Here is a 19,706-nt window from a genome sequence, read left to right on the forward strand (position 1 = left end):
TCTTGCTGCTAGTGTAAATTGTTTTCTTTTAGATGATAATACTGCCTATTAGAAACTTATTGTTTACTGGAGCTCAACCATGCAAGCATTCTCTGCCATCCCTATCTTCGTGTCTGTCGTAGAACGTGGCAGTTTTTCTGCAGCAGCCAGTAAACTCAGCATCACGAAATCTGCGGTAAGCAAACGCATCACGCAACTTGAAGATGAACTAGGTATTCGGCTCATCAATCGTACCACAAGAAAACTCAGTCTAACCGAAGCAGGACAGCGATATTATGATTATGTTGTTCGAGCGCTTGACCTCGCCCAGCAAGGTATTGACGCCGTCACTGAACTGCAAGGTAACCCAAGGGGAACTCTCAAAGTCACTGCTCCAATGTCTTTTGGTGTTTTACATATCGCGCCACTTATCTCTGAATTTCTGGCTCTCTACCCTGATATGGAGGTCGACCTAAACCTTGAGGATCGCATGGTGGATCTGGTTGAAGAAAGCGTTGATGTGGGGATCAGAATTGGTCACTTACCTCTATCAAACCTTGTCGCAAAACGTCTTGCTCCATGCAAAAGTGTCTTGTGTGCCTCACCAGCCTATTTAGCTGACAATGGGGTGCCATTGAAACCCAAGGATCTATCTAACCATAGCTGCCTACAATACAGCTACTACCGCGGGGGGAGCGAATGGTCTCTTAGCTCTTCAGGCAACGAGTTTAAAGTCATTCCCAAAGGTCGCTTGATTGTCAACAACAGTGAAGCGATACGCAGAGCCGTCCTCGGAGGAAGCGGTATCGCTAACTTGCCTACATTCATCGCAGGCAAAGATATTGCTGCTGGCAACTTACAGGTGGTTCTTACAGACTATGCTCTACCTAGCCATGCAGTCTATGCGGTGTTCCCCGAGCGCAAAAATATGCCGCATAAAGTAAGAGTATTCATTGACTTTATCAATCAGAAACTAGGCACTGAAGCCCCCTATTGGGATAGCGGTCTGATCTTACATTCTCACAAAAAGTGAGTGTGACACTAAGCTCATAATTTTATACTGGAATAGTTTCTCAGCCAGTTTATGACTTGAGACAAGTTATAGCGCCTATCATCCGTTCAGAATGGTCTTATCACTGCTTCTCTAGGAGACATTGCCAATGAAACGATTCTTCCCATCAAGTGTCATGCTTATTCCGTTTGTGGTTAAAAACTATTCTGAAGAAGATCGAGAAGATAGCTCAAAGCTGGAACAAGAATCTGAATCAAACCCTGAACTCGAACTAGAAGAATGAGATGTCCATCAGATCGTCTCAAAAGATTTTTTACTACCCTAATAGCGCATATTTATAAGGGAAAATGAAATGAAAAAGATTGCAGTTCTTCTCAGTGGCTCGGGAGTATTTGATGGCGCAGAAATTCACGAATCCGTACTCGCGCTACATGAAGTTGAAAAGCAAGGCGCAACATGGCACTGCTTTGCCCCCAATATCGAACAGCTTCATACCGTTAACCATAAAACGGGAGAAGAAATGGATGAGACTCGCAACGTTCTTGTCGAAGCTGCACGCATTGCGCGTGGTAAGATTGAAGACGTCGCTAAGCTTAATGTTGAAGAGTTTGACGCACTTTTGGTCCCTGGTGGGTTTGGCGCAGCTAAAAATCTTACTGATTTCGCGGTAAATGGTGCGGAATGCAGTATTAACACTCATGTCGCATCGGCATGTCGGGCGTTTGCGCAAGCGAAAAAACCTGCGGGTTACATATGTATTGCACCGGTTATTATTCCTATGATCTACGATCACGGTGTGATAGGTACTATCGGCAATGATGAAGCCACAGCCGCGGCTTTCAACGCATTGGGCGGTGTACATGTTGAATGCACAGTGGATGAGATTGTCGTTGATGAACAACACAAGGTGTTATCGACTCCTGCTTACATGCTGGCTGAAAGCATTTCACAGGCAGCAAGTGGTATCGAAAAACTAGTTATGCAATTAATCAAACTCGCATAAATTTCAGTCATTCTTAGCCCCCACCCACATTATGTGAGTGGTTTTTTTTTGTTTTTAATCGGAGATATGAACCTTAGTTAATCCCCATATGTGTTGATTAAACGATTGCTATAACTCACTAATATTTAACAACTTTACATGTAAAAAACAGGTAACAAGACTAACTTCACACTTCACGGCCGATCATACTACTTTTGGGTTAATTACTTGTCTGAGATCAAAATTTTCGACGGGATAGTTATGCGAATCTAATTGCACTTTTTAAATCTATAAGAATATGGAGCAATCCAATGACAAGTGCATTTTTCATCCCTACAGTTAACTTTATGGGTGCTGGCTGCCTAAAAGACGCTACCGATAGCATCCAATCTCAAGGCTTTAAAAAAGGCCTTATCGTTACAGACAAAATTCTTAGCCAAATTGGTATGGTTAAACAGGTTCAGAATTTGCTATCCGAACGTGATGTTGAGACTGTAGTCTTTGATGGCACCCAGCCGAACCCTACAATTGGCAACGTCAATGACGGCTTAGCTTTGCTCGCAGACAACGAATGTGATTTTGTTATCTCTCTAGGTGGTGGGTCACCTCATGATTGTGCAAAAGGCATTGCGCTGGTGGCTGCAAACGGCGGTAAAATTGGCGACTATGAAGGTGTAGACCAGTCAGCGAAACCAATGCTGCCACTGATTGCAATCAACACCACTGCGGGTACCGCCTCTGAAATGACGCGCTTCTGCATCATTACTGATGAAGCGCGTCATATTAAGATGGCGATTGTCGATAAGCACACAACTCCGCTAATTTCGGTAAACGATCCTGAACTGATGCTTGCTAAACCGGCTTCACTAACCGCCGCAACTGGTATGGACGCCTTGACGCACGCGGTAGAAGCGTATGTCTCTATCGCTGCTACGCCAATCACTGACGCGGTAGCAATCAAAGCGATTGAACTTATTCAAGCACACCTTCGCAAAGCCGTAGAAAATGGCGACGATATCGAAGCTCGTGAGCAAATGGCTTACGCCCAATTCATGGCTGGTATGGCTTTCAACAATGCCTCTTTGGGTTATGTACACGCGATGGCACACCAACTAGGTGGCTTCTACGACCTACCTCACGGCGTGTGTAATGCCATTCTTCTTCCGCACGTTCAACGCTACAACGCACAAGTTTGTCCTCAACGCCTACGTGATGTTGCCAAAGCAATGGGTGTTGAAGTTGAGGGTATGACAGACGAGCAAGGCGCTGAAGCGGCAATTGACGCGATTGTTGCACTGGCAAAAGACGTAGGTATTCCAGCAGGTATTCAAGAGCTAGGGGCAAAATCTGAAGATATCCCTACGCTTGCAGACAACGCACTAAAAGATGCCTGTGGTTTCACTAACCCGAAACAAGCCACTCATGAAGAGATCTCTGCCATTTTTGAAGCAGCGATGTAAATCGCTTGTTTTTCTTACAGTCAAAACCTCCTTCGGGAGGTTTTTTTACAGCCTTTTTTGGACATTGGTCAAGATCGTATACTCAATTTCAGGCCTGAAGTGCGTTACCTAATTAGAGAATTTACAATGTAAAGGGCGTTAATTACGGGGCTTAGAAAGCAAAAAAGCCCCAAAAAAATCATCTTGGGGCCTTCATTTTAAGTTCTGCTATTAGGGCGCAGTATCTATCTCCACGGGTAGATAATGTTTAGGCTCTAGTTTCAGCCATTCTGGTAACACGGTTCCCATCGATATTGACGACCAAGTACCAGACAAAATCCCTATGAACATCGCAATTGCAAAGCCTTGCAGCGCACTGCCCCCGAGAATCCACAATGCTGATACCGTCATTAGCGTGGTACCCGATGTCACCATAGTACGCGAAAATGTAGCTATTACGGCTTGATCATTGATCTCTTCTGTTGGCTGCGACTGTTTCGCAACAAGCAACTCACGAATTCGGTCTGCAATGATAATCGAGTCATTCAGTGAGTAGCCCAAAATCGCCAAGATCGCGGCAAATACAGTTAAGTTAAACTCCATCTGTGTCGCAGCAAAAAAACCTAACACCAATACCACATCGTGAATTAAAGCCAACAAAGAGCCACTTGCCAATCGCCATTCAAAGCGGAAACAGAGGTAACCTAAGATACACATCATAGAGATCATCAATGCTAAGCCGCCTTGGTCTACCAAGTCTTGACCTACTTGAGAACCCACCATGCTATTGCTGATCACATCCACTTGGTGAGAGATTGGCGACAGCGTTTTAGCAAGATCCGCAGATTGTTCTCCCTGCTCAGGAATCGGATAACGAATCACCCAGCGACCATCCTGATCTGAATGAGTCACATTGGTGAACTGCCCAAGTTCTGGCTGCAGCACATCAACGAGTTGTTGATGAGTAACATTGTTGTCTACTTTAACTTCAGTCACCATACCGCCAGTAAAGTCTAAGCCCATATTCAGGCCATTCAATCCAAGCGCAACTAACGAGATTATCATCAACGCGAAAGAGACAAAGTTAGTAATGTAGCGAATTCGACGAATATGCTGTTTAAAAAATTCAACCATGGTTACACCCTCACATCGCGACGCGCATCGCGTCCCCAAATTAAATTGATGATTGCACGTGACGCAAACACACCACTAAACATGCTGGTTAATAGACCTAGACCTAGCGTTAAGGCAAAGCCTTGAATCGGACCATTACCAATTGAGTAAAGTACGACTGCAGTGATCATGGTGGTGATATTGGCATCGAGGATGGTACTGAGTGCACTATCGAAGCCAAGATCAATTGACTGGGCAAACGAGCGCCCTTCAGCCAGCTTATCCTTGATACGTTCAAAAATAAGCACATTGGTATCGACGGCCATACCAACGGTCAAAACAAGGCCAGCGATGCCTGGTAAAGTCAGTACTGCACCAGGAAGTAGCGCTATTAAACCTAGCAAGCTCACCATATTGACCATAAGTGCGACGTTTGCCACCCAACCTAGTCGGCGATACCAAAGTGCCATGAAAGTCAGAGTCATCGCCAGGCCAAGTGCCAGTGCAGCAAAACCATTTTGAATATTCTCAGCACCCAATGAGGCACCAATTGTGCGCTCTTCTACGATAGTAACCGGAGCTGTCAATGAGCCCGCACGAAGCAGTAGCGCAAGGTTCTGCGCATCTTCCACTGAGCCTGCTCCTGTGATTCGGAATTGGCTGCCTAGCTGAGATTGAATCGTCGCAACACTAATGATGCGCTCACTACGCTCAGTCTCACCTTTCGCATTGGTTGTATACTCACGGTACACCGTCGCCATTGGTTTACCGATATGTCCGGCGGAAAAGTCACTCATCATCTTGCCACCTGCGTGGTCAAGCGAAATGTTCACTTCAGAAAAACCCATTTTATCGACACCTGCACGAGCATTGATAATGTGCTCACCTGTCAAAACAGGGTGTTTAGCTAACGTAACATCATGGCCATCGTTATTCTTTAGTACCACATCACCATAGGCTTTACCTTCTGACGGCGTACGTGACTCATGAAAAGCGAGAGTCGCAGTGGCACCAATCACGTTTTTAGCCAATGATGGATCTTGTACGCCCGGTAGCTCAATACGGATACTGTGTTCACCTTGACGCTGAACTAGAGCTTCTGTAATACCTAGCTCTTCAATTCGATCGCGCATGATCTTCAAGTTTTGCTTGATGGTGACCGACTGGAATTCAGATTTGCTCACTGGCGTTGGCTTAACTGCTAGGTAGTCAGAGTGACGCTTCACATCCCAGTTTGGGTAGTTCTGTTTTAGGAAGGTGTTGACCTTAGTTAGCGCAGTATCCGTGTCACTTTTAATATCAAAAGCTTCAGAACCTACAGAGGAAATTTGGATTCCACGTAGTCGCTCTTGACGCAAGAAGTCTCTTACTTCATCTACTAAGCTGTTACGCTGGTCTTCAAATGCTTTGTCAATATCGACATTTAGCAAAAACTGCACGCCACCACGTAAATCCAAACCAAGCTTGATTGGACTAAAACCCATCTCACCTAGCCATTTCGGCGCAACGGACACATACGAAAAGGTAATGGTGTCTTCTTTACCGAGCAGTTTATCTAGCTCCTGACGTGCCTGAGTTTGTTCAGTTTCATTTTCAAATACAAGTGTCGTTTTACTACCTACTTGCTCGATTTCGGCTACTTGAATGTCGCGTTGGTCAAGATATTGGTTCAGTTCAGTGACGTTATTAAGAATACTGCTTTGGACATCTAGTGACGTTGTCACCTGTATCGAAGGTTTTTCACCATACCAGGTTGGGATTGCACTCAGGGTTAACATAACCACAGTGGCAATAAGAACCACGTATTTCCACGCTGAATAGTGGTTCATCAGACGAGTAGACTTCGCCTGTTTTACAGGAATTTTTTTCATAAAATTTCTTAACTTAACTGGGAACAGACGGATCTGTGCCTAGGAATAAACAATGAAGGCGAAAGCACTTCGATAGAATAAGTTAGGAAATGGTTAGGTATTGCCCATTAAGCGCAACATAAAGGGTATTCGAGTCTTTCCAACCGGAAATTCGATAAGGAGAGCAATAGCGATTTGTTAAACCAAAGTTGGCTTCTACTTTTGGTAACTTATAGAGCCTAAACAACGCAATTGCGACGGGGTCGAAATCAAGTAGATTGAACTCAGAGGCTGAATCTCCATCATCCAAATAACGAGTAACATTTATGCCACGGTTAGCATTAACAATAGCAAGCCAGTTTTGGGAAAAGTCAGCTTTGGTGGCAGGCTCGGATTGACGCTCTTGCTTCACTTTATCAAATAAAGCTTGTTCGTCACTTTTTGAATGTGGAAGTAAGGTGCTTGCACGATAGTTTAGGCGTGCAGATGCTTCATTTTCAGCTTGCTGTAAATAGGCAAAAGCCTGCGTTGGCAAGGCCATCGCAAGAATACAAAGCCATATATAAGAAACAATTCGTTGAAGCATTGATGAACCAAATAATAATCAGCAACGAGATAGTAGATCTAACCTCTAACTCACACAACTAAAATAATCTAAAAGCTAACATTCCAAATTTGATAAGCATTAGCGATAGAAAATCTTACCCGTTTGCACATCCAAATAGATCTTATTGGCTTGCTTTAAACCACCGCAATAAACAAAGTACGCATCAATATCCTCAAACGTCACTGAGCGTATCCAGCCCTGCGTTTCCTCAAAGTCCTCTGGCGTACAGGTCCCTTCTTTCAGTAAGCTATCCGTTGTTTTAATGAATATCTCAAAATGCAGCTTAAAGTCATCTGAATTTTCAATATAAGTAGTAACGGTTTCAACACGCTCTTGCTTAGTAATGGTAGGGGCTACCTCTAAAAGTGCTTCCATCGGTACCCATTCTGCAACTTCAGGCCCCCCCTCTTCGTACACATAGTAAGGAGAGATTCTTCCCCAGCCATCGCGTTTTTCAAGGATATGAAGCTTGTCGCCACGATAGACCACATTTTCAACAAACGCAGAATAGTCTGGTGCTTCTCGAACCCCCAGTTTAGGTGGGCTAACGTAATAGTCTGTGATAGACGGCAGTGGCTCAACTTCTTCCTCTTCTTCGACTAAAGGAATCGGCGTTATTGGTTCTTCTTCCTCTGCCCCTTTCATCGCCAATGCGTCTTGCTGAGGTTTGTAATAGAAGATGTAATAGCCACCCGCTGCGCAGCCTATTCCAAGTAGCAGCAAAAGGATCATTATAACCTTTTTCATATCGCCTTAATTCTTTTCCTATACTTATGAGGTGACAAAATTCGCAACCATGATAATGAAATGGCACAGTATTAATATAACTATAGCGGCAGCAATGCTGATCACTTTACCTTCAGGGGTAAATAGTGCTCACTGTGACGCTAAATCTTGGAATCGTGCCCTCAAACTGCAATATGAGTTAGAGCAGCTATATAACTTCCATTCCAATCGATTCAATCAGTTCCTGCAAATACATCAGATCCAACCTTTTTTGTATCAAGAGTTCACTGCAAAAGAGTTGAGCAGCCTTTGGCAAAGTGGTAATCAAGCCTTTCATCAGCAAATGCGCTCTCAGGCTGAGGCCTCCGCGGCTGTAATAGAGAGGATTGAAGAAGAACAGAGTCTGCTTATTCCTTTGAGCAACCAAGCCCGAGCATTGGAGCAGCGTTGGATTACAATTAGTCAGCACTGTCAAGATACCGGAAACCAGCCGAACGTCATTAACAGTTGGCAGTATTCACAGCTCAACCAAGCACTAAATGTCGATATTGAAGACCTGATTAGTAAGCTCAATGTGCTCAAATCTCGCTATGGGAGAGAAATCGAAGCTTTAGAAAACGCCAAACCTCACGATACTCGGCCCGAAAACTAGAGCGATGTACGCAAATCCACAACAAGCACAGAAACCAACTCATTCGCAATGACAATTAAATCAACTCTCACAGTCACCCTAAAACTTAGCCCATTCAATATCAATTATCATTTGCATTAATATCAATTGCAGTTACCATTTATGTACACGTAACAGACTATCGCTGAAACTACCTTGAAACTCGCTTTGTCTCTTAAACATCTCGCACTCATTTGGTTGATTGGTACCTCCTTTGCAGCAGCAACCTACCTGACTGTTCACCATTACGAAACCCAAAAGCTCAATGCTCAGCTTGAAGGGCAATTGAATAACCAGGTACAAACTCTCCAGCAGTCACTCTACACTATTAAAAATCTACTCTATTCAACTAGGGCATTTCTATCCCATGGGAATCAACCAACCCCTAAGCAATTTGAAGCCTATTTTTCAGAACAATCGACTCAACTTTCAACCATTCAATCCGTTGTTTGGGCCCCTGTCGTTTCAATAAATGATGTCGATAAATTTGAACAAGTCGCACGAAAAAATGGATTTTTGGGCTTCAAGCTCGCGCCCCCTTTATCGAGTAACGGCTCCAAGGCGTGGTTTTTAGACAACGAGACTCTTCCAGTGTTTTACCTTTCTTCCTCTTTTGAAGGAAGTGATTACCTGGGCTTTCGATTAGAGAGTGAAGACACATTGGTTAACGCCATGTCACGCTCCATTACCACCAAGCGAATAGGTGCTGTCGACTTTATTAAAGAGGGACAGTTGGGCGCACACCTTGTTTTACCTAAGTTTTCGAACAATGGAAAGTTAGACGGATTTATTGTTGCTAAGGTAGTTTTCCATGAACTACTTGGCGAAATATGGCAAAGAGAAGTCAACTCCGCATCGTCAGAGATTGAAGTTTACACCCAGCCCGGCCATGAGCTTGCGTTCGAATCACACATCAATACTAAGCTGAAAGAAGAGGGGCTAACAACTCGACTTGTTTCTCTAACTCAGAACATACAAGTCCCTCTGTTTAATCAGGAGTGGATAGTCTCAGTTTCTAAAATGGACAATAGCGGAAGCACAGTACTCTACAGCACCGCATCTGTACTTCTTATTTTTCTGTTAACGGGCACCATCAGCATAGCAGCTAACTTTTACGCCACCCGACTGAAAGTCTCTGACCAACTAATCGAAGAGAAGACTCGAACACTTGAAATCCAAGCGGTGAGGGACAACTTAACTGGATTAAGTAATCGAACTGCACTCAACCGAGAAGTGGAGAATCAACTCCAACAGCTACGACAAGCCTCATCTTGTGGTTTTTCAATACTCTTTATTGATCTTGACCGATTCAAAGTCATTAACGATTCCATGGGACATCTACATGGCGACAAATTGCTCATGGAAGTCGCTTCACGATTAACAAGCCACTGCCGAGATGATGATATGAGTTTCCGATTCGGCGGTGACGAATTTATCATCTGCTTACCTCGCTTAACGTCACGTGGTGCACTCACTCACATTTGTCATCGCTATGCTAAAGTACTGAGCCAACCATATGTTATTGAGGATCAGGCGTGTCATATTGGCGCGAGTATCGGGATTTCTGTGGTAACCGACCCCAATCAAACCTTGGCAGGCATATTGCGTGAAGCTGACACCGCTATGTATAGAGCCAAAAACTCTTCCAATGAAAAAGTGGTATTTTTCCACGAGCAAATGTTTAACCAAGCCAAAAAGCGCTTTACGTTAGAGCAAGAGCTGACAGGAGCCCTTGCCTTCAAGCAGTTGTCTTTGGTCTATCAACCCATTTATTCGACCAGCAGCGATACCGTCGTAGCATTTGAATCCTTGCTCCGATGGAACCACCCTAAACTTGGTTTTATCTCACCTGAAGAATTCATTCCAATTGCAGAAGAGACAGGACAGATCATATTAATTGGAGATTGGGTAGCCCAAGAGTGCTGTAAAATAATAGACAGACTTTGGCACACGCATTCAGCAAAGCACGTCCCACGTTTTAACATTAATGTTTCAGCGAAACAGTTTGAGTCTGAACATATTTACCACACGCTATTACACCTTCTAGACAAGCACAATTTTCCAGCCCACCTAATTGGTATTGAGATAACAGAGTCTATGCTTTTGGCTGACGAGTGTACGGCAACTCAGCTACAGCGGATTAAGGATCTGGGCGTATCGCTCTATTTGGATGACTTTGGCACCGGGTTCTCATCTCTCTCAGTACTGAATGATTACCCAGTCGACGTCCTTAAAGTTGACCGCAGCTTTGTTAGCCGCATTGCACTAGGCCAACACAACGCCGACAGCCTTTGCCAGGCAATTATCAACATGGCTCATACCATTGACCTTGAAGTCGTCGCAGAAGGCGTAGAAACACCAGAACAGCTCGCTTTTCTCACTCAGCATCGCTGTAACTTCATTCAAGGATATTTAAAGTCTAAACCTCTTACAGTATGTGGGTTAGAAAGTGTGCTCAATAGCCAAACAAAAGTGTCAGCCTAACCTTATTCGAAAATTCTGAACAACAATAACGAATTTATATTATTTTTTGTGAGTTAATTCACACATATTATTTCTCTCAAGCGCACAAGACGCAGTTTACAAACTTAAACCTAACCAAGCGTTGAGAGGAATAGATTATGAGAACAATACTTAAAGCCATCGCACTTACAGCTCTAACTTCTACAGTAGCATTTGCAATGCCAGCGAAAGAGCAGTCAATTAGAATCAAAACGATTGAAAACCAAGCTATCGTGACAATTCTTGAAGGTGGAACTCCGGTCAGCGATGTAAAAGTTAGGGTTTTAGGCAATGGGGTAAAATACTTCACAACAGGTGAAAAAGGCACTTTCATGGCCGCAAACCTGCTGGACAATGGACGCACATTTACTTTCGAAATTATTGATGACAACGGTGACATTATCCGTGAGCAACGCTATCTTTCATCGTTCTAGTCACTGAGAATGAGTTTATAATGCGAAAGCCTGAGTACTGCTACTCAGGCTTTGTTTTTTACTAGTCTAATCTGTCGCACTTGGCAGCACATATAAAATCATTCTGATGCAGCCCTTTGATCGAGTGGCTCCACCAAGTAATGGTCACCTTACCCCATTCCAATAAAATTGACGGATGATGAAATTCGTCTTCAGCAAGTTCAGAAACTTTATTAGCAAACGCCCACGCCAACTTATAGTTCTTAAATTTATACTCTTTTTCAAGTTGAGGAATACCATCACGTTCCAATATCTGCCAGCCTTGTAACTCAGTAAGTAATAGCCGTCTTTCTTCTGCCCCTAATGCCACTGCACTACTAGTACAAGACTCACAACGTAATTCATCAAGCATGTGTCACTTCCTTTGGTTCAAATAATGGGGGTAATAGTCCCGCCTGCATGGCTTGTTTGACATGAAACATCAAATCCATTTTGCTGAGCTTGTACAGTTGTTGGATGTTGTCCAAAACAAAGTACTCAGGCTGCATAATGTCGATTCGGTAAGGAGTACGAAGCACAGTATGAATATCAAACTCTACTCGTTGTGTATTTGGATCATCGAGTGCGTACACCGTTTCACCAGGGGAAGATAAGATACCACCACCATAAATCTTGGTTTGATCGCCCTCTTTCACCAAACCAAACTCGACAGTAAACCAGTATAACCTTGCGAGATACACTCGCTGTTTATCAGTAGCATTGCAACCCAACGCACCATACGTATGAGTAAACTCAGCAAACTCGGGATTGGTCAGCATGGCACAATGACCGAAGATCTCATGAAAGAAATCCGGCTCTTGTAGGTAGTCGAATTCATCTCGATTGCGAAGAAAAGTGGCAACTGGAAACTTCTTCTCAGATAGAAGGGCAAAAAAACGGTCAAAATTGATCAATGCAGGAACAGGTTCTACCTGCCACCCTGTCGTGTCTTTAAGGACACGGTTAATATCAACTAACTGTGGCGCTCTATCTATAGGTAAATCGAGCAATTCGAGCCCCGCCAAATACTCTTTGCAGGCGCGCTGTTTTACCAAATGAAGCTGCCGTTCAACCAAATCACGCCAAACAGCGTTCTCTTCAGAACTCCACTCCACAATCCCGTGTTCATTCACAGGTTTAGAATGATACCGTGCCATACCTAGCTCCATTAACAAATCCATTACATTAAGCCTATCGTCATGCTAGGACGCTGACAATTTTCCAAGTAAACTCTCCCTCCGAACTCACCTGTAACATAAATTTTACATTTAACAGCTTTTTGCTTATTTTTCATGTATCTGAAGTCAGTCTATATGTTTGACTTTGGCTATATTTTCATCAAAGCTTATCTGAATAACGGAGAACAATACGACGAGGATGTCATGTCTAATTCAGAGCCAACCTTCCCTTCCCCTATCTGGGCGCCTAGTCTCGAACGAATTGAATCATCAAACTTAAAACAATTTATAAAACACATTAATATTCAAGGCGATGCGATAGAAAATTACGCTGATTTACACCGTTGGTCTGTCGAATGCAAAAAAGATTTTTGGTTAGAAGTTTGGCAGTTTTGTGATGTCATCGGCTACAAAGGTGACTGTATTTTAGGTGAAGGATTAGCAAAGTGGGACACATTTAGCCCAAGCAGAGACACTATATGGTTTCCACAATCGCAGCTTAACTATGCTGAAAATTTACTCGCCTACGCATTTCAAGCCCCTGACGATATCGCCATTTGGTTTAAGAATGAGCGTGGAGACTGCCGTAAACTTTCGTGGCAGGAGTTGTGTGATCAGGTGTCCGTTCTTCAGCAATGGCTAAAGCAAAATGGTGTCGAAAAAGGCGACGTTGTCGCTGGATATTTACCTCATATGCCAGAAACCATCATTGCCATGTTAGCGACAACCAGTTTAGGGGCAATTTGGACTTCAACGTCTCCTGACTTTGGTGCTGAAAGCGTCATTGAACGCTTTGGCCAAGTACAACCTAAAGTGCTTTTTTGTTGCAATGGCTACGACTTCAATGGCAAAACCTTTCATATGGAGGAAAAAAACCGCCAAATCGTCGATGCAATACCTAGTTTGATCAATACCTGTCAAATCGACTATTTATCTTCCCAATCTAGCAATCAGGGGCATAGTGACTCTTTCTCCGATTGGGAGGCCATTTTAGCCAGCTACTTGCCACGTGGTATGCGATACCAAAGAATCAGCTTTAATGATCCTTTGTTTGTGCTCTACTCTTCTGGTACTACAGGAAAACCAAAGTGTATTGTTCACTCCGTTGGCGGAACCATTTTAAACCATTTAAAGGAGCATCAACTTCATTGTGATGTTCAGCCTAAGGATCGGGTTTTCTACTATACGACTTGTGGTTGGATGATGTGGAATTGGCATGTTTCAGCACTGGCAAGCGGCGCTACCTTAGTCATTTATGATGGCAGTCCTATGCACCCTAATCCCAATACACTTTGGCAGTTATGCGAAGACGCCGAGGTGACTTTGTTTGGAACATCAGCGAAATACCTCGAAGCCTTAGAGAAAACACAGTTCAATCCAAGTAGCAGTTATTCGCTTAAGTCTCTTCGCACATTGTGTTCTACAGGTTCTGTCTTGTATCCCGAACAGTTTGACTATGTATATGCTAACATCAAAGTCGACCTCCATCTTGCCTCTATCTCTGGAGGTACTGATATCTGCGGATGCTTCGTCTTGGGTAACCCTATTTCGCCAGTTTATCGTGGGGAATGCCAAGGTGCCGGTTTGGGTATGGATGTCACTGTATTTAATGAAATGGGTAATGAGGTGATTGCAGAACGAGGTGAACTGGTTTGCCGCAACAGCTTTCCCAATCAACCGATCGGCTTTTGGCATGACAATGGTGAACGCTATCACCACGCCTATTGGGGCAAATTTACTAATACTTGGCACCATGGGGACGATGTCGAAATAACGCTACGAGATGGTATGATTTTCTACGGACGAAGTGACACTACTCTCAACCCTGGAGGGGTGCGAATTGGTACCGCTGAAATTTATCAGAAAGTAAACCAGTTAGCTGAAATTCAAGACTCAATTGCAGTAGGAAGACGCGTCAATGGGGATGAAAAAATTGTATTGTTTGTCCAACTGAATCCCGATCACACTCTGACTGATCAGTTAACGTCAGTAATAAAACAAACTCTGCGAGAGCAATGTTCTCCACGTCACATACCATCAGAAATCTATACCTTAAGTGAAATACCAAAGACCAAATCAGGCAAACTGGTAGAGCTCGCCGTGAAACAAGTTCTCCATGGCCAAGAGATCAAAAACAAAGGTGCTATCGCCAACCCGTGGGTGTTGGAAGAAGTCAAAAAGCACCAAAACACCCCTGTTACATAAACAAAAAAGCCCGACACATTCCATCGGGCTTTTATAATCTCATCAAGAGCTATTATTTCTTAGCTACAGCCATTAAAACTTTTAGTGAACCATCGGGTGCTTCAATATCGAACGGCGTCGTGACGACCACTTCACTGAAACCTACGCTAGACAACACTTGCTGCGCGTGCGTAATAGTCATACCACCAACTTGGTCTTTATCTGACAGCCAATCCCAATGGACAAAATAGCTACCTTCATCAAGCAAGCTAAAGACAATGTCTGCAGTATCAGAGTAACTTGGTAAGAAACTACACACCGAGGATGCAACTACCAAATCAAATTGAGCACGAAATGCTGGGTGCATAGCCACAAGACCACGGCTTAAGATATCAACCACTGGCTCTACGTTAGTTAGTTCTTTCATATCTAGCTGTTCGATCATGGCCTCTGAACTGTCTAATGCAACAATGTCTTTTGTAAATGGTGACAACCGCTGACTCAGCAAACCCGTGCCACAACCAAAGTCCAGAATATGCATTCCTTTAATATCGACAACTTTCTGTAACGATTCAAACGCCTTGTCTGCGTAATCATTGGTCGCGGTATCCGCATCCCAATTCGCTGCGACATCGTCCCAACTCTTAGCCATCATGATCTCCCTGTTACTACATTCATTTGGCGCTGCTCAAGAGTATCAAAACTGCATGAAATTCATAGCATTTCAATGCTGAAAACAGACAACTGCCTAGGATTAATATAATATCGACTTTAAGCTAATCAAATTGAACAAAAGATGAACTTAACTCAAGTCGAAGCTTTTTGTACGGTTGCTGATACCGGTTCTGTCTCGGAAGCCGCACGCCAACTTGAATGTAACCGTACTAAATTAAGTATGGCAATCAAGGCATTGGAAAAAGATCTTGATGTAGAACTTTTTGTTCGCAGCGGGAATAACCTTGTGCTCTCAGAAGCAGGCAAAGCCATCTACAAAGATTGCCACAATCTTTTGGTAACGGCTTCGCGTATTCGTCAGACTTGCGCTCAAGTTTCAGGAAAGTTTAACGCAGAAGTATGGATAGCACGGGATGATTCCTTACCAGATGAACTGTGGCACGACTTATCCCATCGACTAAACAATCACTTTCCAGCCACGACTTTCAATATCGTGCTTGCGTCCAGCGGTGACCTAGCCAATCTCGTTGCCACCTCTCAAGTCGACTTTGCTTTTGGTGTTGATTATGAACGCCTCGACGACCCACTAGTAACGTATCAGCCACTCGGAAAGATAAGGTTAATGTCGGTTTGTCGAACCAGCCACCCGTTAGCCCGGTTACGCCGCGTTTCCGACGATGTACTACGCAACGCCATGCAAGCTGTCATGGTCTACCTTAATGAGAAAGATAACCCTGAGCTACAACCCTTTTCTCTTCGCTATATCGGTTTCTCAAGTTTTGAATACATGCTCAATACGATTATGGAAGAAGACGCTTGGGGCGTGCTACCCGAACCTCTTATCCGCCATTTACTGAGAAAACAAGATCTTGCAGTCATTAAGCATACTTACGGTTTAACACAGGAAGACTATTGTATGTTTACCGCAGCAGGTATGACAGAGCACCCTGGAATGTCTTGGCTAGCCGACAAGCTCAACGAGTACCTGTTTGATTTCTAGCGCCTTGCTCAAGAAACAACCATCAGTGAGCGTCAATAATCATGACACCAAGAATCTACTCTATCTTGTTGAATTTTAATGACAAAGCAAAATAGAACAAAAATACACCATACTTAAAACGTATATAATGTTTGTGAAATGCTCTAGTTTTGAGAACACTGTAAGTGTCTATAAACAAGAGATTTCAGTATGTGTGCTAGGACAAGCTTAAATGAAAAACGAATTCTAACCTTCTCAGCAATACTCGCATCAGGTTTTGCAGGTGCAGGTTTAGTACTCGGATTGCTTGTCGGCTCATTAGTTATCGTCTTTGACGGTGTATACTCTCTGGTCAGCTTGCTGTTAACTTTATTGTCGCTGGCCGTTTCACGCTTTATTGAGCGTCCTTCAACCCGCCAATTTCCATTTGGTAAAGCGGTATTAGAACCTGTTGTGATTGCCGTTAAAGGCAGCGTCATCCTCGCTATTGTTAGCTTCTCGTTATATTCGGCAGTTTCGGCCATGTTTACTGGTGGTAGGGAGGTAGATGCCAGTATTGCGACACTATTCGGCATTGTAAACGTATTAGGTTGTGGCTATGCGTGGTGGCATATCGCCAATAAATCAAAACGCTTTTCATCTGGTTTAATTGAAGCAGAAAGCAAGCAATGGCAGATGGATACCCTATTGAGCGTTGCGGTAACCTTAGGTTTTATTGCTGCTTGGCTGGTGTCAGTGTCTCCATTTGCCAAATATGCCGTCTATGCCGATCCAACGATGATGATCCTAATGTCGTTTTATTTTATCAAAGTGCCATTTGATATGTTGATGGGCGCACTTCGTGAATTACTAATGATGAAGCCAGACGAAGTAATTTGTCGCGCAGTAGATAAAGAGGTTTTGGCACTAGACAAACTAATAACCCAGCAGCTAAAAGTCACAGCAGTCACCAAAGTCGGGCGTGAACTGCGAGTAAACCTTGACGTGTACTCTAAAGGCAAACAAGTCGAAGTAGCGGAGCTTGATAGAACAAGACAAGTGCTTAAGGATAAGCTGTCTAATTTATCGTTAGACTTAAACCTAACCTTGAATATAGCAAGTTAGCGAGTGTGGAAGCGAGAAAGCGTTCTTTAATTCTGCCCTCTCCTAATTGAGAAACTGCAAAGACAAGCACGCTACAAAGGCGGGTATACCGGCAATAAACAGAACAAATCCATCTTGGTAATTTTGACGATAGTTTTCTCGCTCATCTTTGTCAAAGTCGTGGTCTTTTACCATCGTATAAGCACTGTCTGTTTTGGCATTATCATAGCGGGTTACCTTACTGTGCATCCCGCCTTCCCACATCAATTTGGCGAAAGCCCAAATTATAATAACAATGAAAAACAGATAATCGATCAATCGCGTTGTTTTAAAAAACTCAACATATTGCGATAAGCCAAAGACGATAATCGCCGCAGTGAGATTAATTAGCAGTACTTTTTGAAGCAGAACAAACACTTTTTAATCCTTGTTTCATTAAGCTATAAGTGCAGTATCCCAGAAATGGTAGTACGTGCTGTACCACTTAACTTCACTCGGTTGCCTTCAACTTTAACTCCGACATATCCGCCACGGGATGATGCTTGGTAAGCATAAAAGTCACTTTTCCCTAGCTCCTGCTGCCAGTACACGGCTAATGCACAATGAGCAGAACCAGTGACAGGATCTTCGCTGACCCCCACCCATGGCGCAAAGTAGCGAGAAACAAAATCAGTTCCAGTATTCTTACTTTGCGCAGTAACAACAACTCCACGACCCTCTAGTTGCTTCAATGCATCAAAATTAGGACTCAATTGACAGAGCACTTCTGAATCCGATACATGTATCAACACTTTTTCATCAAACTGCTTTACTGCATTAACTTGATTCAGGTTGAGACCCAAAGCTTCAAACAGCTGCGAACTACAAACCTCATAACAAGATAAGCTCGCGATAGGAAAGTCAAGTTCAATGCAACTTTCATTAACTTTGGCAGTTAAAAGGCCAGACAGAGTATTGAAACTGATGCTCTCGCCAACGCTAAGTTTACCTTTCTGCTGAAGAATATGTGCGACTGCAAGTGTTCCATGCCCACAAAGGACAACCTCGACTTTTGGCGTAAACCATCTCAATTGCATGTTGCTTAAAGTCAGGAATGCAGTCTCTGATACGGCCATTTCCTCAGCAATCGAGTACATCACTGACTCTTCGAGAGGCTCTTGGGTAATACAAACGCCTGCCGGGTTTCCTTTAAAAGGCTGGCAGGTAAATGAGTCTACTTGATAAATGTCTAGTTCCATACTAATTCTTCAGCGCAAATAATAGAAGGTGGGCTTACTTAGCAACATCAAGCCACTGGCCGCCAGTCAAACTATCTAAGTCACTCACCTTAAGCCTAAATACCGTATTTGGCGTTCCCGCTGCGGCCCAAATCTCGCCGTATTGCTTTAAATCCTGATCGAGTATGGTTTGGACCTTCGACGTATGAGCAACGGGGGGGACGCCGCCAATCGCGTATCCAACTTTCTCACGAACAAATGTCGCATTTGCCTTTTCAAGTGGGATCCCCGTTTGCTGTTTAATTTTGTCTGCACAAACCATGTTGGTCCCTGAAGCAACAACAAGCACAGCCTCCCCTGTTTCGCCGTTTTTAAAAATTAGCGACTTGGCAATTTGGGCGACACCACAACCTATCGCATCAGCCGCTTCGAGTGCGGTACGGGTCGAGGCAGGCATTTTCTGAATGACAAAATCATGGTCACGACTTAATAGAAATTCCTGAACTTTAATTGAAGACGCTTTCAGCTCCGTTGACATGGTATTCCCTCTAACTGTTCGTTCTTATAGCTGTATATAAACTCAACTCACACCTTTGCCTGCTTCCGTATCCTGTATAACTTAAAAAGCTGCCTTTGTGACTCAAGGTTTAGTAGTTAAACTTGGGTTCTCAGCCAAAAAATTTTTCATCGGCAAAAACAATGGCTCAGGAAGTGAATCTACTGCAAACCATTTCCACTGCTTGCACTTATTCGGCTCCATAACCTTTGCGTCACCAATCGCGTTTTCTGCCACAACAAACAAAGTAATATAGTGCTTACCTTCTTGTTCGAACACGTCGTTGGTGAAACCCAGTTTCGTGGTAGCGCTAATCTGTAGCCCGGTTTCCTCAAGTACTTCACGCTGAACACATTCTGCAATTGACTCACCAAACTCTAAATGCCCTCCTGGTGTCGCCCATGTATTAGCCCCATGAGCGCCAATTCGCTCACCCAAAAGGATCCGATTATCTCGTTTAATAATGGCGGCTACGCCAACACGTACTTCTTGACTCATGCTT

Annotated in this window: 21 protein-coding genes; 10 read left to right on the forward strand and 11 right to left on the reverse strand. The window is 43.6% G+C overall.

All coding sequences use genetic code 11. The annotated features are described in order from the left end of the window. Window positions 1–79: 79 nt before the first annotated feature. The 4 genes from APB76_RS18830 (at window position 80) to yiaY (ending at window position 3,433) form a co-directional block, all read left to right on the forward strand. A complete protein-coding gene (locus tag APB76_RS18830) occupies window positions 80–1,012 on the forward strand; it encodes a LysR family transcriptional regulator (RefSeq protein ID WP_054962303.1) in 933 nt (310 codons plus the stop codon). Between the two features lie 127 nt (window positions 1,013–1,139). Then, window positions 1,140–1,274 carry a hypothetical protein gene (locus APB76_RS23455; RefSeq protein WP_268808134.1) on the forward strand — a complete coding sequence of 45 codons (135 nt, stop codon included), beginning with the start codon at window positions 1,140–1,142 and terminating at the stop codon, window positions 1,272–1,274. A 69-nt stretch (window positions 1,275–1,343) separates the two neighbouring features. Beyond that, window positions 1,344–1,994 (forward strand): isoprenoid biosynthesis glyoxalase ElbB, encoded by a 651-nt coding sequence (gene elbB, locus APB76_RS18835; RefSeq protein WP_054962304.1) that lies wholly within the window; start codon window positions 1,344–1,346, stop codon window positions 1,992–1,994. 290 nt (window positions 1,995–2,284) lie between these two features. Continuing rightward, the gene (gene yiaY, locus APB76_RS18840; protein WP_054962305.1) at window positions 2,285–3,433 is read left to right on the forward strand and encodes an L-threonine dehydrogenase; all 1,149 of its coding nucleotides are present in this window, start codon (window positions 2,285–2,287) and stop codon (window positions 3,431–3,433) included. A gap of 210 nt (window positions 3,434–3,643) precedes the next feature. Here yiaY and secF read toward each other — a convergent pair whose 3' ends face one another. The 4 genes from secF to APB76_RS18860 form a co-directional block, all read right to left on the reverse strand. Beyond that, on the reverse strand, window positions 3,644–4,546 hold the full coding sequence (gene secF, locus APB76_RS18845; protein WP_054962306.1) for a protein translocase subunit SecF: 903 nt from the start codon (window positions 4,544–4,546) through the stop codon (window positions 3,644–3,646). A gap of 2 nt (window positions 4,547–4,548) precedes the next feature. Further along, window positions 4,549–6,396, reverse strand: coding sequence for a protein translocase subunit SecD (gene secD / locus APB76_RS18850; RefSeq protein ID WP_054962307.1), 1,848 nt, complete (start codon window positions 6,394–6,396; stop codon window positions 4,549–4,551). Window positions 6,397–6,478: 82 nt separating this feature from the next. Further along, entirely contained in the window at window positions 6,479–6,961 is a 483-nt protein-coding gene (locus tag APB76_RS18855) for a hypothetical protein (RefSeq protein WP_049843159.1), read from the reverse strand. Window positions 6,962–7,060: 99 nt separating this feature from the next. Then, window positions 7,061–7,729, reverse strand: a complete 669-nt coding sequence (locus tag APB76_RS18860; protein WP_082173351.1) for an SH3 domain-containing protein — start codon at window positions 7,727–7,729, stop codon at window positions 7,061–7,063. A 94-nt stretch (window positions 7,730–7,823) separates the two neighbouring features. On the opposite strand from APB76_RS18860, the gene APB76_RS18865 reads away from it, so the two are divergent. From APB76_RS18865 to APB76_RS18875, 3 genes are all read left to right on the forward strand, one after another. After that, window positions 7,824–8,360, forward strand: coding sequence for a hypothetical protein (locus tag APB76_RS18865; protein WP_235431284.1), 537 nt, complete (start codon window positions 7,824–7,826; stop codon window positions 8,358–8,360). A 174-nt stretch (window positions 8,361–8,534) separates the two neighbouring features. Next, on the forward strand, window positions 8,535–10,862 hold the full coding sequence (locus APB76_RS18870; protein WP_049843161.1) for a bifunctional diguanylate cyclase/phosphodiesterase: 2,328 nt from the start codon (window positions 8,535–8,537) through the stop codon (window positions 10,860–10,862). 137 nt (window positions 10,863–10,999) lie between these two features. Beyond that, entirely contained in the window at window positions 11,000–11,314 is a 315-nt protein-coding gene (locus APB76_RS18875) for a hypothetical protein (RefSeq protein ID WP_049843162.1), read from the forward strand. A gap of 61 nt (window positions 11,315–11,375) precedes the next feature. Here the strand turns inward: APB76_RS18875 and APB76_RS18880 are convergent, their stop codons facing one another. Both APB76_RS18880 and phhA read right to left on the reverse strand, forming a co-directional pair. Continuing rightward, the gene (locus tag APB76_RS18880; RefSeq protein WP_049843163.1) at window positions 11,376–11,705 is read right to left on the reverse strand and encodes a 4a-hydroxytetrahydrobiopterin dehydratase; all 330 of its coding nucleotides are present in this window, start codon (window positions 11,703–11,705) and stop codon (window positions 11,376–11,378) included. Beyond that, entirely contained in the window at window positions 11,698–12,489 is a 792-nt protein-coding gene (gene phhA, locus APB76_RS18885) for a phenylalanine 4-monooxygenase (RefSeq protein WP_049843438.1), read from the reverse strand. Before phhA ends, APB76_RS18880 begins: the two co-directional genes overlap by 8 nt. Window positions 12,490–12,714: 225 nt before the next feature. Here phhA and APB76_RS18890 point away from each other — a divergent pair, with 225 nt between their 5' ends. After that, a complete protein-coding gene (locus APB76_RS18890) occupies window positions 12,715–14,715 on the forward strand; it encodes an acetoacetate--CoA ligase (RefSeq protein WP_054962328.1) in 2,001 nt (666 codons plus the stop codon). A gap of 52 nt (window positions 14,716–14,767) precedes the next feature. Here APB76_RS18890 and APB76_RS18895 read toward each other — a convergent pair whose 3' ends face one another. Continuing rightward, window positions 14,768–15,346, reverse strand: coding sequence for a class I SAM-dependent DNA methyltransferase (locus APB76_RS18895; protein ID WP_054962308.1), 579 nt, complete (start codon window positions 15,344–15,346; stop codon window positions 14,768–14,770). Window positions 15,347–15,490: 144 nt separating this feature from the next. Here APB76_RS18895 and APB76_RS18900 point away from each other — a divergent pair, with 144 nt between their 5' ends. Continuing rightward, complete coding sequence (locus APB76_RS18900; RefSeq protein WP_054962309.1) at window positions 15,491–16,369, forward strand: LysR family transcriptional regulator; 879 nt, start codon at window positions 15,491–15,493, stop codon at window positions 16,367–16,369. Window positions 16,370–16,558: 189 nt separating this feature from the next. Then, a complete protein-coding gene (locus APB76_RS18905; protein WP_054962310.1) occupies window positions 16,559–17,452 on the forward strand; it encodes a cation diffusion facilitator family transporter in 894 nt (297 codons plus the stop codon). Between the two features lie 42 nt (window positions 17,453–17,494). On the opposite strand, the gene APB76_RS18910 is transcribed toward APB76_RS18905, so the two are convergent. The 4 genes from APB76_RS18910 to APB76_RS18925 form a co-directional block, all read right to left on the reverse strand. Then, entirely contained in the window at window positions 17,495–17,848 is a 354-nt protein-coding gene (locus APB76_RS18910; RefSeq protein ID WP_054962311.1) for a hypothetical protein, read from the reverse strand. Between the two features lie 23 nt (window positions 17,849–17,871). Beyond that, complete coding sequence (locus APB76_RS18915; protein ID WP_054962312.1) at window positions 17,872–18,669, reverse strand: PhzF family phenazine biosynthesis protein; 798 nt, start codon at window positions 18,667–18,669, stop codon at window positions 17,872–17,874. Between the two features lie 34 nt (window positions 18,670–18,703). Continuing rightward, window positions 18,704–19,186, reverse strand: a complete 483-nt coding sequence (locus APB76_RS18920) for a YbaK/EbsC family protein (protein ID WP_054962313.1) — start codon at window positions 19,184–19,186, stop codon at window positions 18,704–18,706. A gap of 102 nt (window positions 19,187–19,288) precedes the next feature. Then, window positions 19,289–19,702, reverse strand: a complete 414-nt coding sequence (locus APB76_RS18925; RefSeq protein ID WP_049843169.1) for a nucleotide triphosphate diphosphatase NUDT15 — start codon at window positions 19,700–19,702, stop codon at window positions 19,289–19,291. Window positions 19,703–19,706 lie beyond the last annotated feature (4 nt).

The sequence above is a fragment of the Vibrio bivalvicida genome, assembly GCF_001399455.2.
Classification (GTDB): Bacteria; Pseudomonadota; Gammaproteobacteria; order Enterobacterales; family Vibrionaceae; genus Vibrio; species Vibrio bivalvicida.

Bases quoted from the DNA above. Each gene is read 5' to 3' on its own strand.
- APB76_RS18830 (WP_054962303.1), top strand. From the start codon at position 80: ATGCAAGCATTCTCTGCCATCCCTATCTTCGTGTCTGTCGTAGAACGT.
- APB76_RS23455 (WP_268808134.1), top strand. From the start codon at position 1,140: ATGAAACGATTCTTCCCATCAAGTGTCATGCTTATTCCGTTTGTGGTT.
- elbB (WP_054962304.1), top strand. From the start codon at position 1,344: ATGAAAAAGATTGCAGTTCTTCTCAGTGGCTCGGGAGTATTTGATGGC.
- yiaY (WP_054962305.1), top strand. From the start codon at position 2,285: ATGACAAGTGCATTTTTCATCCCTACAGTTAACTTTATGGGTGCTGGC.
- secF (WP_054962306.1), bottom strand. From the start codon at position 4,546: ATGGTTGAATTTTTTAAACAGCATATTCGTCGAATTCGCTACATTACT.
- secD (WP_054962307.1), bottom strand. From the start codon at position 6,396: ATGAAAAAAATTCCTGTAAAACAGGCGAAGTCTACTCGTCTGATGAAC.
- APB76_RS18855 (WP_049843159.1), bottom strand. From the start codon at position 6,961: ATGCTTCAACGAATTGTTTCTTATATATGGCTTTGTATTCTTGCGATG.
- APB76_RS18860 (WP_082173351.1), bottom strand. From the start codon at position 7,729: ATGAAAAAGGTTATAATGATCCTTTTGCTGCTACTTGGAATAGGCTGC.
- APB76_RS18865 (WP_235431284.1), top strand. From the start codon at position 7,824: ATGCTGATCACTTTACCTTCAGGGGTAAATAGTGCTCACTGTGACGCT.
- APB76_RS18875 (WP_049843162.1), top strand. From the start codon at position 11,000: ATGAGAACAATACTTAAAGCCATCGCACTTACAGCTCTAACTTCTACA.
- APB76_RS18880 (WP_049843163.1), bottom strand. From the start codon at position 11,705: ATGCTTGATGAATTACGTTGTGAGTCTTGTACTAGTAGTGCAGTGGCA.
- phhA (WP_049843438.1), bottom strand. From the start codon at position 12,489: ATGGCACGGTATCATTCTAAACCTGTGAATGAACACGGGATTGTGGAG.
- APB76_RS18890 (WP_054962328.1), top strand. From the start codon at position 12,715: ATGTCTAATTCAGAGCCAACCTTCCCTTCCCCTATCTGGGCGCCTAGT.
- APB76_RS18895 (WP_054962308.1), bottom strand. From the start codon at position 15,346: ATGGCTAAGAGTTGGGACGATGTCGCAGCGAATTGGGATGCGGATACC.
- APB76_RS18900 (WP_054962309.1), top strand. From the start codon at position 15,491: ATGAACTTAACTCAAGTCGAAGCTTTTTGTACGGTTGCTGATACCGGT.
- APB76_RS18905 (WP_054962310.1), top strand. From the start codon at position 16,559: ATGTGTGCTAGGACAAGCTTAAATGAAAAACGAATTCTAACCTTCTCA.
- APB76_RS18915 (WP_054962312.1), bottom strand. From the start codon at position 18,669: ATGGAACTAGACATTTATCAAGTAGACTCATTTACCTGCCAGCCTTTT.
- APB76_RS18920 (WP_054962313.1), bottom strand. From the start codon at position 19,186: ATGTCAACGGAGCTGAAAGCGTCTTCAATTAAAGTTCAGGAATTTCTA.
- APB76_RS18925 (WP_049843169.1), bottom strand. From the start codon at position 19,702: ATGAGTCAAGAAGTACGTGTTGGCGTAGCCGCCATTATTAAACGAGAT.